This is a genomic window from Acidiphilium sp. MT5, from assembly GCF_054767495.1.
Map to the genome: position 1 here is coordinate 66,900 of NZ_BAABMR010000004.1, position 15,193 is coordinate 82,092.

Here is a 15,193-nt window from a genome sequence, read left to right on the forward strand (position 1 = left end):
CGCACCAGCGCCGGCACCGCCCGCGGTGATGGTTGATGATCAGCACAGCATCGCCCGTGCGCTGGCCCCTGGATTGCCGGTGACATTGCTCTCACCGCCCGGCTTCGCGCTTTATGCTGGCGCGCCCTGGTGGCTTGCCTTGCTCGCCAGCGCGTCTTTCACCGGCTTTTCGCTCCTTGATTGCGGCGATGCGGCCGGGCGGGCGCTGGAGGCACTCCGTATTGGGCTGCGCGGGATTATCCTATCGGCGGAACCACTCATTTTTGATCAAATCGCCGCGATTGCTCGCGAAACCGACGCAGACTTATGGCATGCGGCACCACCAGCGTTCGATGCGACCGCAAACAGCGACGATGCTGAATTGCGCCATTGGCTTACCAATCCTGAGCTAACCCGCGCGGGGCTGACGGGCGCGCAAAACTAGGCTAGATCAATATTGGCCGAGTTCGAATCGAGAGATACGAGCTAAGCCAATGAAATTGATCGGCAAATTGGGCCTAGAGCGCGATTGATGATAAGCAATCACGCTCTAGACCCGGCCCGCAACATCTGAGCGAACGGGAGAATTCCATGCGCGTTACCCAACGGGTCAAAAAAATCCTCAGCTGGTACGAAAGCGACAACCCTGGCACCAAGGGCAACCTCGCCCGCATTCTGATGCAGGGCAAGCTGGCGGGATCCGGCCATCTCGTTATTCTTCCCGTCGATCAGGGCTTTGAGCATGGGCCGGCGCGCAGCTTTGCCTCGAACCCGGCGGCTTATGATCCGCATTATCATTTCCAACTGGCCCTCGATGCCGGGCTTTCGGCCTATGCCGCCCCGCTCGGCATGCTCGAAGCCGCCGCCGATAGCTATGCCGGGGCGATTCCCACCATTTTGAAAATGAACTCCTCCAACAGCTTAGCGACCGAAAAAGACCAAGCCATGACCGGCTCGGTCGCGGATGCGCTGCGGCTTGGCTGTGCGGCCATCGGCTTCACCATTTATCCAGGCTCGGAATATCAGTTCGAGATGATGGAGGAATTCCGCGAACTGGCCGAGGAAGCGAAGGCCGCCGGCTTGGCGGTGGTGCTGTGGTCTTATCCGCGTGGTCCGCTGATCGACAAGGCTGGCGAAACCGCCATCGATATTTGCGCCTATGCCGCCCACATGGCCGCTTTGCTCGGCGCGCACATCATCAAGGTCAAGCCGCCGACCGCCCATATCGGCCTGGATGCCGCGAAGAAAGCCTATGAAAAAGTCGATATTTCCACCCTGCCCAAGCGTATCGAGCATGTGGTGCAATCCTGCTTCGCCGGCCGCCGCCTGGTGGTGTTTTCCGGCGGCGAGGCGACCGATGAAGCAAGCCTGCTGACCACCGTTCGCGCCCTGCGCGATGGCGGCGCCACCGGCTCGATCATTGGCCGTAACGCCTTCACCCGTCCGCGCGATGAGGCGCTGGCGCTGCTCGCGCAGGTGATTGCGATCTATCAGGGCAAGGCTTGAGCGAACTCTATCTGATCACCCCGCCGCAGCTCGATCTGGCGCGGTTTCCAGACGAGCTGGCGGCGGCGCTTGATGCCGGACCCATCGCCTGCGTGCAGCTTCGCCTAAAAGAGCAGGATGACGCGCAATGGCGGCGCGCGATTGCGGTGCTGCGCCCGATCGTGCAAGCGCGCGGGGTTGCGTTTTTGTTGAATGATCGGGCCGATTTGGCCGTCGCGACCGGGTGCGATGGCGCGCATCTCGGCCAAGAGGATCTCGGGCCGGGCGGTGTTGCCGCCGCCCGTGCCTCCTTGGGCCAACGCAGCCTGGGTATTACCTGCCATGATTCCCGCCATCGCGCGATTGAGGCCGCCGATGCCGGGGCCGATTATGTCGCGTTCGGCGCGTTTTTCCCAACCCGCACCAAGGACGCGACGCCGGCGCGGATCGAAACCCTCGCTTGGTGGTGCGAGACGATGGAGGTGCCCGCTGTGGCCATCGGCGGCATTGATGCGCAAAATTGTGGTCCGCTGGTGCGCGCGGGCGCCGAATTTCTGGCGGTGATCGGCGCGGTTTGGCACCATCCGGACGGTGCGGCAGCCGGGGTGCGCGCGATGCAGGACGCGATCAGCGCGGCCCGGCAGGGCTGAGCCGCGCCCGCGCGCGCAGCGGCACGCGGGTATGACGGGCGATCCAGCGCAGCGCGAACGGGGCATAGTGAGCCAGCGCAAACAAAGCCTGCTGCGCGGTGGCCGATTGCTGGGCGCGATAGAGCAACGAGGCGCGAGCGATTTGCCCGGCAATATCGCGCCGCAAACGCCGATGATAGAGGCTGGAGGACGCCCCCTCGGCAATGGCGGCAGCGGCCAGAGCCGCACTATGCAGCGCAATCGCCATGCCATCGCCGGTGAAAGAATGAATCACCCCGGCCTGATCGCCTAGGCGAAACAGCCGCGCCGGGTCCGCCTCGGTCGGGCGATGCACAAAACCATACGGCACCCGCGCAATGGTCAACGCCTGATCGAGCAGCGGCGTCGCGCCAACCAACCGCTCGGCCAGCAGCGGCGTTTCGCGCTGCAAATCCGCCAGCAGCGCTGGCCAACCGCCGCCCGACGCGGCAAGGCGTGCGCGTGAGACCAGCAGGCACAGATTGGCGATGCCCGCTTCCACCAACTGCAACCCGGCATAGCCGCGATCATATAAAAACAGCTCGATATGACCCGCGATTTGCGCCTGTGCGGCAGGGCTGAGGCGGTAATACATTTTAAAACCAACCAAATCGCTCGGCGCGGCGGCGGGCCGTGCGGCCCCGCGCAGCTCTTGCTTGCCGGTGGCGAGCAGCAAATTGGCCGCCTCCAGCCGCGTGCCATCGGCCAAATCCAGCGCGAGCGCGCCTTGGATATCAACCCGGCGGATCGCGACACCGCGCCGAATTTTCGCGCCGGCCCGCGCCGCGTGATCGAGCAGGGCGGCATCCAGCGATTTGCGGGTCAGCCCCAGGCCGGTGAAGGGCAAATCAACCGCGATGGCGGCATCACGCCGGATCACACGCAGACGATGGATCGGATGGCCGCCGAGCGACGCGACATCGAAACCCAGGCGCGATAGCGATTCCTGCGCCTCGATCGACAGAAACTCGCCACAGATTTTGTCCGAGGGTGCGGCATCCCGCTCGATCACGGTGACATCGCGCCCCGCTTGCGCGAGCGCACAGGCCGATGCGGCCCCGGCAAGCCCGCCGCCCGCGACGATAATCATGACGCCCCGATTATGGGCCAGATCATGGACCAGATTATGGGCCAGATTACCGGAAGGTGGCTCATGGATCGGGTGGGGCGGTGATCAGATAGCGAAAGGGCAGGCTCCAGCGGATCGATGCAGCAACGCCGGCGTCGGCCAGGGCCTGCTGCCAATCGGCGCGGCGGAAACTGCGCGCGATCGAGGCGGTGCCATCCAGCCGCACAATGGCATGCCAGCCAAACAGCCGCGCCAGCCAGCGAAACCCGTAATAGGGGATCAGATGCCGGTGCAAATCAGCGATCAGCCAGCCATGCTGCGCGGTGGCATCGATCCAGCGCAGCAGCGCGACCAGTTGCGCCTCGTCCAAATGATGGGTGAATTGCGAGGTGACAATGAAATCGGGGCGTTGCGCCGGAGCGAAGCTGAACACATCGCCGGTGTGATAGATGATGTCCAAATCGGGTGGCGTGGCTGCGCGGGCGGCGATGGCGCTGCGCGGGTTCAAATCCACGCCGCTCAATTGCGCGCTATAGCCGCGCTTGGCCGCCCAGCGTGCAAGGGCGCGCAGCAAATCACCATCGCCATAGGCCACATCGAGCAGGGTGAAAGGCTTGGTTTTCGGCCAATCGCGCAGGGCGCGGGCGAGCCATGCACGGGTGGGCCGATGGGTCATGGTCACTTGGTTGACTTTGGCGAGATCGGCGATGCAGCGTGCGTAAATCGCAGGGTCGAGTGCGGGATCATCCATCACCTCATCGAGCATTTGCCGACGCGACAAATCGATCATGGCCCGTTCTCAGACATGAACCGTCCTCAGAGCGTGGCGAAGCGAAATGTTTCCGCGACCATGCCGGGGCCGAACGCCATCGCCATGCCGCGCGCGCCTGGTGCTGGTGCGCGCTTGTGCTCAGCCATGATGCGTTTGAGCACGAACATCACCGTCGCGGAGGACATATTGCCGTGATCGGCCAAAACCGCGCGCGAGGGTGTGAGCGCCGTCGGCGCGAGCGCGAACCCGGATTCCACCGCATCGAGCACGGTGCGGCCCCCCGCATGCACGGCCCAGAGATCGATGGCCTGGGTGCCCGCGCCACGCAGCAGCCCGTCCGCATCGCCGCGCTCACGCTCGGCGCGCAAAGCCTGCGCAATCGCCGCGGGAACGCCGCCCGAAAGATGCATCAGGAAGCCCTGCGTGCCGATGCGCCAGGTGATTAATTCTTCAGTATCCGGAATGGTGGCCGAGCGAAAATCGCCAAGCGCCAAGCCACTCGGCGCGGCACTGACCAAGCTCGCCGAGCAGCCATCGCCAAACAGCAGGAATGTCAGCGCGGTCTCCAAATCCTCGGTTTCTTGCAAATGCAGCGTGCAGAGTTCCAAATTGATCACCAGCACCCGCGCCGCCGGATCGGCCAGCACCGCCTGCTGGGCGAGGCGCAAGGCGGGAATGGCGGCGGAGCAGCCCATAAAGCCAACCAAGGTGCGCTGCACATCGCGCCGCAATCCCAGCCGGGCAACCAAATGCTGATCGAGGCCCGGCGCGGTGAAGCCGGTGCAGGAGGCGACGATCAGATGGGTGACGCTGGTCAAATCCGTGGCCAAATCCGCAATCGCCCGCTCGGCGAGGCCGGGTGCGGCGCGCTCGAACGCTGCCATGCGAACCCCAGTATCGGGGAACGCGCCGGGGCGGTAAAAATCTTGCGCATCGGCACCACCCTCTGGCAAATCCCCAAGGGCGAGGGTGGAATAGCGCCGCTCGATGCCCGCGCGCTGCGCCATGCGGGCAAATAACCTTCCATCGCGGGCCGCGAGCTGACGTTGCGCGTAGCTGACGAAGCCTTGGTGAACGTCATGATCGGGCACGGCGGTGCCGATCTGGTTGAGATATGCGCCGGTCATCGCGCGCAAGCGGTGAATTTGCCCATGACTGACAAATGAGCGGTGTGCGGCGCTTCACAAGCGCACCGCGTCTAAATGATCGGACATAAACCGGCAGCGCCAAGCGCGCCGCCGGTCCCAGATGGGCTTAGGTAATGGTGGTGATCCCACCGGCGGCGGTTGCCGAGTTGATCTGCGAGCTAAAGCCGAACAACTCAATCGAGCCGCCATTCGACAATGCGAGCGTCTGGTTACCAGACGCTGGCGTGATGCCGGTGACGGTAAGCCCGTCCTGCAACACAATCGAGCTATTGGTAGCTGAAAAGCCACTAATGGTCGCAGAACCCGATGCCAATGTGCCGAACAGAAATGCGTTCGTCGAACCGGCAACCGTGCTCGCCATCATCGATTCCGCACCGGCAGCGCCGACCATGGTGGTGGCGCCACCGCCAGCCTCAAGCGTGGAGTTACCGGAGGCCGCAAGATAATTGGACCCGCCGCTCCCGCCAATCAGCACATTGCTGCCGCTAGTGCCGCCATACAAGGTGGCCGAACCCGCACCCGCATTAATGGTCGCTGAGCCTGCGCCCTGGTTGGCAACGATGGCGCCAGTTCCATTATTGATCAGGACCACATTGCCGCCACTTTCATAGATGGCCGCCGTGGCGGTGCCCGTAACCGTTGCGTTTATCGTGCCGCCAATATCAAATAGGGCAGCATTCGTGCCGCCAATTGTGACGCTGTTACTGTTACTATAGCTGGCAACCAGATTATTACCGCTGGTCACCACCGAATCACCATTTATCCCAGCCGTCGCGGTGCCGCTCAGATTGATCAGATTACCGGCATTTTTGCCGCCCAACGCCATATGCGTGCCACCCGAGGCATAGAACGTGCCGCCCGTCACCGTGCCCGTGGCGATCACTGAGCCGGAAATACTGACCACATTGCCCGAGCCATCGGCATAAACCCGCCCGGAATTCGAGGCCGACAACGTCGAATTATTGCCATATTCGTAGGTCAACCCGCCGCTCATCGACACCAGATCATTGGTGCCGAAATCCGCGACCGGGGCACCCGCACCACCAACAATGGTGTTGCTCGACGCGCTTGGGCCTACCAACACATTGCCAGCCGCTCCAACAGTGACGCTATTGGCCTTGCCATTCACATAAACACGGCTCCCCGCACCGATGTTCAATGCATCAACGACATCGCTGGTGCCATTGACGTTGACGGTCTGGTTGGCTCCCGAAGCTGTCACTGACGCTCCGGTCTGCACCGCGTTTAGACCAACAAAGCTATTCGCTCCGGACGCGGTGATCACCGCGTCATTGGCCAGCGCAAAAATCGAGTCGGCGCCTGCCGAAGAAACCGTATCCTTGCCCGCATTCAGCCTGATAATATTATTACCTGCATAGGTAGTAATGCTGTTGAACGTCGCTGTGCCGGTGGAACCGTAATAGCTGTCCGCCGACACCGTATTGTTGCCGCCGGAGAGCAACACCGTATAATTTTTGGAGTCGAGTGTAAGGTTATTATTGCCACCGCCACCGATGATGGTGCTGGCACTCGGTGGCCCCCCTTGCGGATCAAACGTCACGTCGCTCTCGGCGCTTAGCAGGACTGAGCCCGCTTTAAATGCACCGCCATTGACGGTGATGGCACCCGCGACATCGACGATCATGCCGGAGTAACCGGAGCTTGTGACCACGTTCTCGGCAGGCAGATTAACCGTGGCACCTGCCGCACCCGTAATATAAACATAATTTTGCTGACCCGCCACTGAAATATTAGGCGCGGTGATGGTTTGGCCCGAGGTAACAACAATACCCTCGACGGCGGCAGAAGCCTGCCCCGGGCTACCATTCACGATCAAACGATCAATCGCGTTCAACAGCAACGACGCTGCTGAACCCACCGCGCCCCCAACCGTAATGCTTGCCGTGATTGTCTCAGCGACACCATTCACGGTTGCAAGGCCTGTATCGAAAGTTATCGTTGACGACATCGCTTTGTCCTTTGTTCGTTCACGCGGGCGTTTTGTCTCACATGTCTCTTAGATTGAGATTTACCAAAAATTTAGCAATATGCAAGCCGGATGATCAAGTCGGGTCGTGACGTTTTGGGGTCGGCATGACACAGAGAATTTCATAGAGCAGGTTGGCCGCAATCAGCGCGGTGGTGCCGGCCATGTCATAAGGTGGTGCAACCTCTACGAGATCAGCGCCGACCAGATCGAGGCCAGCACAGCCCCGAATAATCTCGAGCGCCTGAATTGTGGTCAGGCCGCCAATCTCCGGTGTGCCGGTGCCGGGCGCAATCGAGGGGTCGAGACTATCAATATCGAAACTCAAATAAACCGGCCCGGCGCCGAGCTGTGCGCGAATTTCCGCCATCAGCGGCGTCAGCGAGCGATGCCAGCAGGCTTCGGCCTGGATCACCCGAAAGCCGCGCGCACGCTGCCAATCAAAATCATCGGCAGCATAGCCGGTGCCGCGCAGGCCGATTTGGACCGCCCGAGCCGGATTAACCGCCCCATCCTCAACCGCGCGGCGAAACGGCGTGCCATGGGCGATCCGCTCGCCAAACATCGTATCATTCACATCAGCGTGCGCATCGACATGAATAAGCCCGACCGGCCCGTGCTGGGCGGCCATGGCGCGCAGCACCGGATAGGCCAGCGTATGATCGCCCCCCAAAATCAGCGGCGCGCACCCTGCCGCCAAAATCGCGGCAATTCCCGCTTCGATCAGCGCGACCGATTTTTCCAAACTATACGGGTTGGTGGCAATATCACCGAGATCGGCAACCCGCAGCCGCTCAAACGGCGCGGCTCCGGTGGCCATATTATAGGGCCGCAGCATCACCGACTCGCTGCGAATCTGCCGGGGGCCAAACCGGGTGCCGGACCGGTTGGAGGTGCCAATATCCATCGGCACCCCAACAAACCCGACATCAAGCCCCGCCGCCGATGCGGCCAAAGGCAGGCGCATCATCGTGGCAATGCCGGCAAAGCGCGGCATTTCGTTGCCCCCCAACGGTTGATTATAGCCCTTTGCATCACTCATGGCGTGGCTCTCCGCTGGTTGGCGCGCGGCCCCGGCGCTACTGATGGCCCTGCTGATAGCGCTGCTGGCTTTGATCGGCCTTTGGCTGGACCCTTGCTCACCGGGGCCGCGCGGGATGGGGATGATGATCGCGGGTTGGGTTTATCCGCGAGGGATTTGCCGGTGATGCGCTCGATTTCCTGGCAATAAAACGCCAAATATTGGTTCAAATCGAGCGTTGCCTCGGCAAATTGCCGTGCGTTCGCGCCCAGCTTCTGGGCTAATTTTCGGTCTTCCAGCAAGCCCAAAACCGTCTGCGCGAGCGCTGCCGGGTCCAAAGTCGGGGTGACCAAGCCGGTTTCGCCCTGTTTGACAAATTCCGTCACCGTCGCGGTATCGCCACCAATCACCGGCGCGCCGACCGCCAAAGCCTCGCGCAGGCTCCAGGACGCAACGAACGGATAACTCAGATAAATATGGGCGTCCGAGCGCTGCAGCAATCGCAAATGATCCTCATACGCAACCTTACCCATGAAATGCACGCGCGACAGATCGATCCCGGCGCCGACCTCCTGCATCATCACGCTGCGCCAGTTGCCTTGCGCCGGTGGCGCGCCATAGCTGATGTCATCGCCGCCGACGATCGACACCACCACATCCTTGCGCGCCGCCAAAATCGTGGGCAGTGCGCGCATCAAGACATGAAAACCGCGATACGGCTCCAAATTGCGCGCAACAAAGGTGATTAATTTCTGCTTGGGTGTCACGCTCAACGGGCCGACGCTCAGTGTTTGCTTGCGCAAAGCCGGATTGGGCGCGCAGCGCTGCAAATCGACCCCTTCGCGGATGATCGACAAGCGTGAACGCGCCCAAGCCGGATAGGTGCTCCATTGCCATTCCGTCGGCGTTTGGCCGAACTGCTCCAGCCCGATGGCCAAATGATTGACGCCATTTTTCGCCCGCACCGCGCCGAAACGCTCAGGCGGCATGGGAAATTCCGGATCGAAATTCACATCCGTGCCATCGATCCGATAATAAAACTCAAAATAGCCCAAAATCGGCACACCCGGGTAAATATCTGGCAAATTCAGCAATTCGCCCCAGCCGTGATGGCCCAGAATAATATCCGGCTCAAACCCCAGCGCTTTGATTTGCTTAGCCCCATGATAGGCCGATTCCGCCCGGCGCATCGCGACATCAAATTCCCGTGCGCTCGGAAACACCGCCTGATGCGTGGCGGGCGGGCGCGCATAGGTCACTTTGCGCACGCCGGGAATTTCGTTCTGGTTCGGCTCGGTCATAAACACGATGTCATGACCGCCATCGGCCAGCAAATGCCGAACCAAATGCAGATATTGCCCCGGAAAATTCTGATGAACGAACAAAAAGCGCATGGCCGCGCCTAACCGCTCAGCGCCGCGCTTTGACCGCCCGGCCACGGCGCGGCTCCAGGGTGATTTTCACCGCTTCCAACGCCGCCAGACTATCCGCCTCGCATGTCTCATCGCTGCCGACCGGCCCCACCCGTGACCCATCGACAAAGCTCGCCTCGATCTTGAGGTCAAACTGCTCCGCCGCCTCACCCTGCAAACGCATCCGCAAGCCCAGCAACGGCAGCGCCATCCCGCGCGAGCCGCAATAGGCACCAGCCTCCACCCAGGGTGACAGCCAGCCACGGCCCAACACGCCTTGATACGAAATATCCGCCGCCGCAATCCCGTCAGGGGCCGCCACCGCAATCCCCTCGATCCAATGGCCCGAGCCAGGCTCACCCAACCATTGATCGAATTTCGCGCCGATATCGCCGCGGGTTTGAATATGCGCGAGCACATCCATCACCTCCGGCGCACCCTGGGCCACAGCCGGGGTAACGGGCGCCGCAGCCGGTGCTGCGCTGCCGGCAAGGCGCATCACCTGTAAGCGCGGCGCGGCTTCCGGCGCATTCGGGCGTTGATACACCGTGACCAAAATTTGCGCGGGGCCGCGATGCACCCGCACCAAAGCCGCATCACCCGATCCTGCGAGCCACCCATCCGCACGAAAGCTGGTTACCTCCAGCGCATCACCCGCCAGCGGCGCCGGGGTGATCCGCACCCCTGGAAAGCCGCCGGACAGGCCAGCCCCCGGATTGGCCTCATTGACGATACAGAACAACCCGCCATCCAGCGTCATCAGATGCGCCGAGACTTTTAATTCCTGGACCTCGCCGGAACGCGGCTGGTTCTCGGCGACAACCGGCATTTCGGCCTCAGTTTTCACGGCGGTGGCGGTTTTCGACATCGAAGCAATCTCCGTTCAAGCAAGGTGGCGCAGGTTATCCGAGAAAATAGTTAACAAAAACTTTGCAACGGTGTTTGCATCAGGATTTTCAGCCCGGCAAGGGCGTCCAGCGGATCGGCGAGAGATTGCCCAAATCCGGCTGCCACGCAAGCAAGGCATCGTTGATCCGCCCCGCCGGCAGGCCCAGCGGCAACACCATGCCCCGCCCGCTCGCCCGCACCCGGTCGGCTGGCGCGCCCAGGTCAAACACCACCGTATGCAACCCGGCGCGCCACGCCTCGCTCAGCACAAAGCACCAGGTTTCCGGCCAAATCGAGGGGATGAACGCCAAATCCGCCGCCATCTGCGCGGCCAAGGTCGCGCCGCTACCCTCTGGATAGGGGCCGGTGATGCGCACGCGCCCGGTTTCCAACAACACACTATCGCGCTCGCTCGCACCGACCAGCACAAAATCCAGCGCCAGATTGCGCGCGGCGGCATCCAGCGCGCAATCGCGCAGCACATCAAACCCCTTGGCCGGTCCAATCCCGCCTAACACCGCGACACGCCGAGGGAGACGGCGCGGCACGTGCAACGGTCGCACCGGCCGGTCATCCTCCCAGGGCTGAATCATGGTGGTCACGGCGGGGAAATGCCGCCGCAATCGCCGTGCGACGTCCGGCGATGGCACAATCACCTGCTCTGCCGCGCGCAATTCGCGCGCTGAGCGCGCCCGCAGCGCCGCCGGTGTAATCGGATCGGTGGATTCGCTCCCCTCGCTGGCAAGGCAGCGCGCACAGCCCGCCGCATCCGGCTCGCCGCAATAGCGCCGCCCCGGACCGATCAGATGAAAGCGCTTACAAAACACCCCGTAATCATGGATAAAAAATCGCACCGGCACCGCAAGCGACGCTGCCAGCTCATGCAGCAAATGATGATGACCCAAATCATGATGGAACTCGACGCGCTGCACCCGCGCCGCCCGCAACAGCGCGAGCAGGCCGCGCCATTCCTGCGGCAGATGATACCGCAAATTCGGGAAATCGCGCCCGATCCGATCACCCAGCCGCACCGCGCCAATCAAGCTGGCGCGGGCCTGCGGATCGGTGAAATCGGGCTGGAGCAAAATTGGCCGATAGCCCTCATCGCGCAGCGCCGCCACCCGCTCCGCCACCACGCGGGCAATGCCGCCGCCATGATCATGGGTGATCAGCGCCACCGCCGGTTTTTTTGGCTCCGTGCGCAAAAACCGCGCCCGATCAAGCCGCCGCCGTGCGGGTGCCAACGGGTCCGCCGCCTGGAACGCCGCGACCTGAGCGGCATAATCTGGATGCAGCCGATCGAGCAGCGCCAAATTCCGCTCCAGCAACGCCCGCCCCGCCGCGCCGAACGACGCACCCCCGCAATGCGCCACAAACACCCCGCTCGCGGCCATATGCCGATAGCCAAGGGCTTGCGCGCGCAAGCACCAATCATTCTCCTCGCCATAGCCTTGCGCAAACACATTCGCCCGCAAACGGCCCGTCGCGGCCAGGCAATCATGGCGGATCGCCATGCAAAACCCCACCGCCGTCGGCACCGGCGTCAGCGCCGCACCATTCACCCGCCACGCCAACGCGTTCAGCGCCGTGGTTGCTTCCAGGTCCGGCGCGCGATTGCCACCGCTTGGGTCCGGGTAACTCATAATGGTCGCCTCGTTGGACAGCGGCGTCACGCTGCCAATGTCCGGCGCGTGATATAAAGCCGCCTGCAATCGCGAAAGCGCACCATCCGGCACCAGCGTATCGGCGTTCAACAGCACAATATCGCAGCCCGGCCGATGCCGCGCCGCCAACGCCAAACCGCGATTAACCGCGCCGGGAAAGCCACGATTGACCCGCAGCCGGTGCAGAATAATCGCGCCCGCCCGCGCGCGCTGATTAACCACTTCGCGCAGCGCCGGTTCCGGGCTCGCATCATCGATCACCATTATCATCACACCGGGTGCTGATTGCGCCAATGTGTCTAACGCGGCCTTGGTGCGCGCCGCATCGCGATAAACCGGCATCACCACCACCAGACCCGCGCGTGCCGGCACGGTTGTCGGTGCAGGTGTTGGGGCTTTGCGCCGAACCCGTGCAGGCCGGAGTCGACTCAGCCGAGCGGGGTCAATCGGCGTGCCGTATAACGCCTCCCCCGCCGATGAGGTGACCGCAAAAGGCGGGGTCAGACCCGCCAATTGGCCCGCGCGCACGCGAAAGCCAAAGCGCGCATGGAACGGGGCTTGCTGCACCGGCGGCAAGGCGGCACCAAGGCGCACCCGCTGCTCAGCCCCAGTCGCATCGCGCAGCACCAAAATAGGGCGCAGGTCCGGCGCCGCCCGGCGAAACGCCCAGCCGACCAGATCGCCACCCTCAGCCGCCACCACCCCCTCGACCCGGCGCAACGCGGCGAGATTGATCGGCGAGCCCAGCAGATCGATGCCCCCGATCTGCACTGCCAATTGACGCCCCTGCCGCGCCGCCTGCGCATCGAACCGGGCGATCCGCTGACCATCCAGCCGCAACATTGGTGGCCCCCGCAATGCGCCCAGCCGCAATCGCCCGTCCGCGCGCAGGGCGCACCAACCCGCCGCGCTTGCTTGCGCGACAATCGCATCGGCGAGCGGTGCGACATCATCCGGCGCGACATGCCGGGCGCATAATGCGTGCAGCGCCGCCGCAGCACCCGCGCCATCACCCGCCAGCCAGCGCAACCGCGCCAGTGCGAGCCAGGCCGTTGCGCACTGATCATCACTTGCGATGTCCGCGAGGCGCATCTGGGCATCGGCCACACCGATCGAGGCGGCCACCAAAGCGGCCTCCAGCGCCGGGCGCGGATCATCGGGCGCGAGGCGCGCCGTGCGTTCCAGCCAAAATAAAGCGTCGTGAGCCTCCTGCGCCGCCCGCCCACGCGCCCAAGCGTCGGCGGCATCCGCTGCACGACGCGCCTGCACCGCGTCAGGCTCGGCCATCACGGTCAATCGCCGGCAGCGCGATGCGGCGCAGACTCCAACGATGGATCAAAGGCCGCTTCGTCCAATTCCGCAAGATCGGTCTTGGCCTCAACGATCCCCTGCGCGACCGCCCGTTGAAACCATTGGCGCGCCGCCGCCCTATCCGCCGGCCCGGCCAGACCACGCGCCAAATACCGCCCCAGCATCATTTGCGCGATGGGATGATTGGCCTCCGCCGCGCGCTGGAACCAACCCAGCGCCACCGCGCGATCCATCGGCACGTCATGCCCGCCGCCATAGAGCGCGCCGAGCGCAAACATTGCCCCGGCATGACCCGCCTGCGCCGCGCGATGAAACAAGGCCGCCGCCCCTTCGTGATCGCGCGGACCACCCCGGCCATTTAATTTCATATCCGCGAGCGTGACCACCGCCTCGACCATGCCGGCATCGGCGGCCAAGCCAATCCAATGCGCCGCCGCCGCCGGATCGGCTTGCATGCCGCGCCCTTCGAGCAGCATGCGCCCATACCAATATTGCGCGTTGACGATTTTCTCCGCCGCCCGCTTCAGCCAAATCGCCGCGCGCGCATCATCGCGCGGCATGCCAATGCCTTCGGCCAGACAGACGCCGAAATTGAACGCGCCGATCAAATCGCCCGACTCCGCCGCCCGCTCGAACCATTGATGGATCGGCAAGCCATCGAGCGCCACGGTGCGCGCCTCGCCGCTGATGAGCAAATTGCCCAAATCCGCCTGAGCCTGGGCATCGCCTTGCTCGGCGGCGCGGGCCAACCACCGGGCGGCCTCATCCGGATCACGCGCCACTCCGGCCCCGGTTAAATACAACATGCCCAACGCGCGCGCGGCGGTGCGATGCCCGGCTTCCGCCGCCACGCGAAACCAAATCGCCGCCTCGGCATAATTGGGGGGCAACGCGCCCCCGCGCGCGTATAAATCACCCACCAACGCCGCTGCTTCCGGATCACCCGCCAGGGCCGCGCGCCGCAGCCAAGACTCGCCCTCAATCGGGTCCGGCGCACAGCCTTGGCCGGCGATCAGCATGGCACCCAGCTTCGCCTGCGCATTGCGTATCCCCTGGATCGCCGCCTTGCGATAATGCACCAAGGCGCGCGCCGGGTCCGGCAGTGTGCCAACCGCTTGCTCGTGGATCACCCCCAGCAAATAATGCGCCGTCGGCAAATCCGCTTTGACCGCCAGCTCAATTTGCGCCTTGGCCGCGAAGGTTTTCTCGGCGGTATCCGCACCACGCATCAGCAACGTGCCTAAGCCCAAATGCCCTTGCGGCCAGCCTTGATCGGCAGAGCGCTGATAGTAATGCAACGCCGCGTCAGGGTCGCGCAGAGACTCCGGCCCGTTCGCCAGAATATAGCCCACAATCGCTTGCGCATCGGCGGACCCCGCCTCAGCGGCCTTGCGCGCCCATTGCAGCGCCAAATCAAAATCCGCCCCGACCTCGGCGGGCGCCGCCGATGGCTTGGCAAATAACGATGCGTTGGCCTGCAAACGCTCGCCATCAATCCCATGCAAATAAAGGCTCGCCAACCGGCATTGGCTTTCGACATGACCCGCATTCGCGGCCCGCAAATACCAGCGCGCCGCCTCCTGCAAACTCCGCACCTGGCCGGTGCCCGCCAAATAACATTCGCCAATCCGAAATTGCGCGTCAGGCAGCCCCGATTCTGCGGCAATCGCGAACAAAGCGGTGGCCCGCTTCCAGTCACGCGCCGCCGCCGCCTCGATCCCGCGGCTGAGGGCGCGCTGTGGCGTGCGCGCCGCCAAGCGATCAAGGAGCGTCAGTGCCATCGCAACCC

The 15,193-nt window shown here is 63.5% G+C and carries 12 protein-coding genes; 3 read left to right on the plus strand and 9 right to left on the minus strand.

The window, feature by feature from the left end; all coding sequences use genetic code 11:
- Nucleotides 1-28: 28 nt before the first annotated feature.
- The 3 genes from ACYUCQ_RS05790 (at nucleotide 29) to thiE (ending at nucleotide 2,114) form a co-directional block, all read left to right on the plus strand.
- A complete protein-coding gene (locus tag ACYUCQ_RS05790) occupies nucleotides 29-424 on the plus strand; it encodes a hypothetical protein (protein ID WP_460253567.1) in 396 nt (131 codons plus the stop codon).
- Nucleotides 425-570: 146 nt separating this feature from the next.
- Nucleotides 571-1,485: a class I fructose-bisphosphate aldolase gene (locus ACYUCQ_RS05795; protein WP_460253568.1), complete on the plus strand. Its 915-nt coding sequence runs from the start codon at nucleotides 571-573 to the stop codon at nucleotides 1,483-1,485.
- Complete coding sequence (gene thiE / locus ACYUCQ_RS05800) at nucleotides 1,482-2,114, plus strand: thiamine phosphate synthase (protein ID WP_460253569.1); 633 nt, start codon at nucleotides 1,482-1,484, stop codon at nucleotides 2,112-2,114. Before ACYUCQ_RS05795 ends, thiE begins: the two co-directional genes overlap by 4 nt.
- On the opposite strand, the gene ACYUCQ_RS05805 is transcribed toward thiE, so the two are convergent.
- The 9 genes from ACYUCQ_RS05805 to ACYUCQ_RS05845 form a co-directional block, all read right to left on the minus strand.
- The gene (locus ACYUCQ_RS05805) at nucleotides 2,092-3,222 is read right to left on the minus strand and encodes an NAD(P)/FAD-dependent oxidoreductase (protein WP_460253570.1); all 1,131 of its coding nucleotides are present in this window, start codon (nucleotides 3,220-3,222) and stop codon (nucleotides 2,092-2,094) included. The two genes, thiE and ACYUCQ_RS05805, sit on opposite strands and share 23 nt — an antisense overlap.
- Before the next feature lie 61 nt (nucleotides 3,223-3,283).
- A complete protein-coding gene (locus ACYUCQ_RS05810; RefSeq protein ID WP_460253571.1) occupies nucleotides 3,284-3,991 on the minus strand; it encodes a methyltransferase domain-containing protein in 708 nt (235 codons plus the stop codon).
- A 26-nt stretch (nucleotides 3,992-4,017) separates the two neighbouring features.
- Nucleotides 4,018-5,100 (minus strand): type III polyketide synthase, encoded by a 1,083-nt coding sequence (locus ACYUCQ_RS05815; RefSeq protein ID WP_460253572.1) that lies wholly within the window; start codon nucleotides 5,098-5,100, stop codon nucleotides 4,018-4,020.
- 127 nt (nucleotides 5,101-5,227) lie between these two features.
- A complete protein-coding gene (locus tag ACYUCQ_RS05820) occupies nucleotides 5,228-7,090 on the minus strand; it encodes a beta strand repeat-containing protein (protein ID WP_460253573.1) in 1,863 nt (620 codons plus the stop codon).
- Nucleotides 7,091-7,184: 94 nt separating this feature from the next.
- Entirely contained in the window at nucleotides 7,185-8,150 is a 966-nt protein-coding gene (gene speB, locus ACYUCQ_RS05825) for an agmatinase (protein ID WP_460253574.1), read from the minus strand.
- A complete protein-coding gene (locus ACYUCQ_RS05830; protein ID WP_460253747.1) occupies nucleotides 8,147-9,523 on the minus strand; it encodes a glycosyltransferase in 1,377 nt (458 codons plus the stop codon). Before ACYUCQ_RS05830 ends, speB begins: the two co-directional genes overlap by 4 nt.
- Nucleotides 9,524-9,539: 16 nt before the next feature.
- Nucleotides 9,540-10,409 carry a hypothetical protein gene (locus tag ACYUCQ_RS05835; protein WP_460253575.1) on the minus strand — a complete coding sequence of 290 codons (870 nt, stop codon included), beginning with the start codon at nucleotides 10,407-10,409 and terminating at the stop codon, nucleotides 9,540-9,542.
- Nucleotides 10,410-10,497: 88 nt separating this feature from the next.
- A complete protein-coding gene (locus tag ACYUCQ_RS05840) occupies nucleotides 10,498-13,380 on the minus strand; it encodes a glycosyltransferase (RefSeq protein WP_460253576.1) in 2,883 nt (960 codons plus the stop codon).
- Nucleotides 13,381-13,385: 5 nt separating this feature from the next.
- A complete protein-coding gene (locus tag ACYUCQ_RS05845) occupies nucleotides 13,386-15,185 on the minus strand; it encodes a tetratricopeptide repeat protein (protein ID WP_460253577.1) in 1,800 nt (599 codons plus the stop codon).
- Nucleotides 15,186-15,193 lie beyond the last annotated feature (8 nt).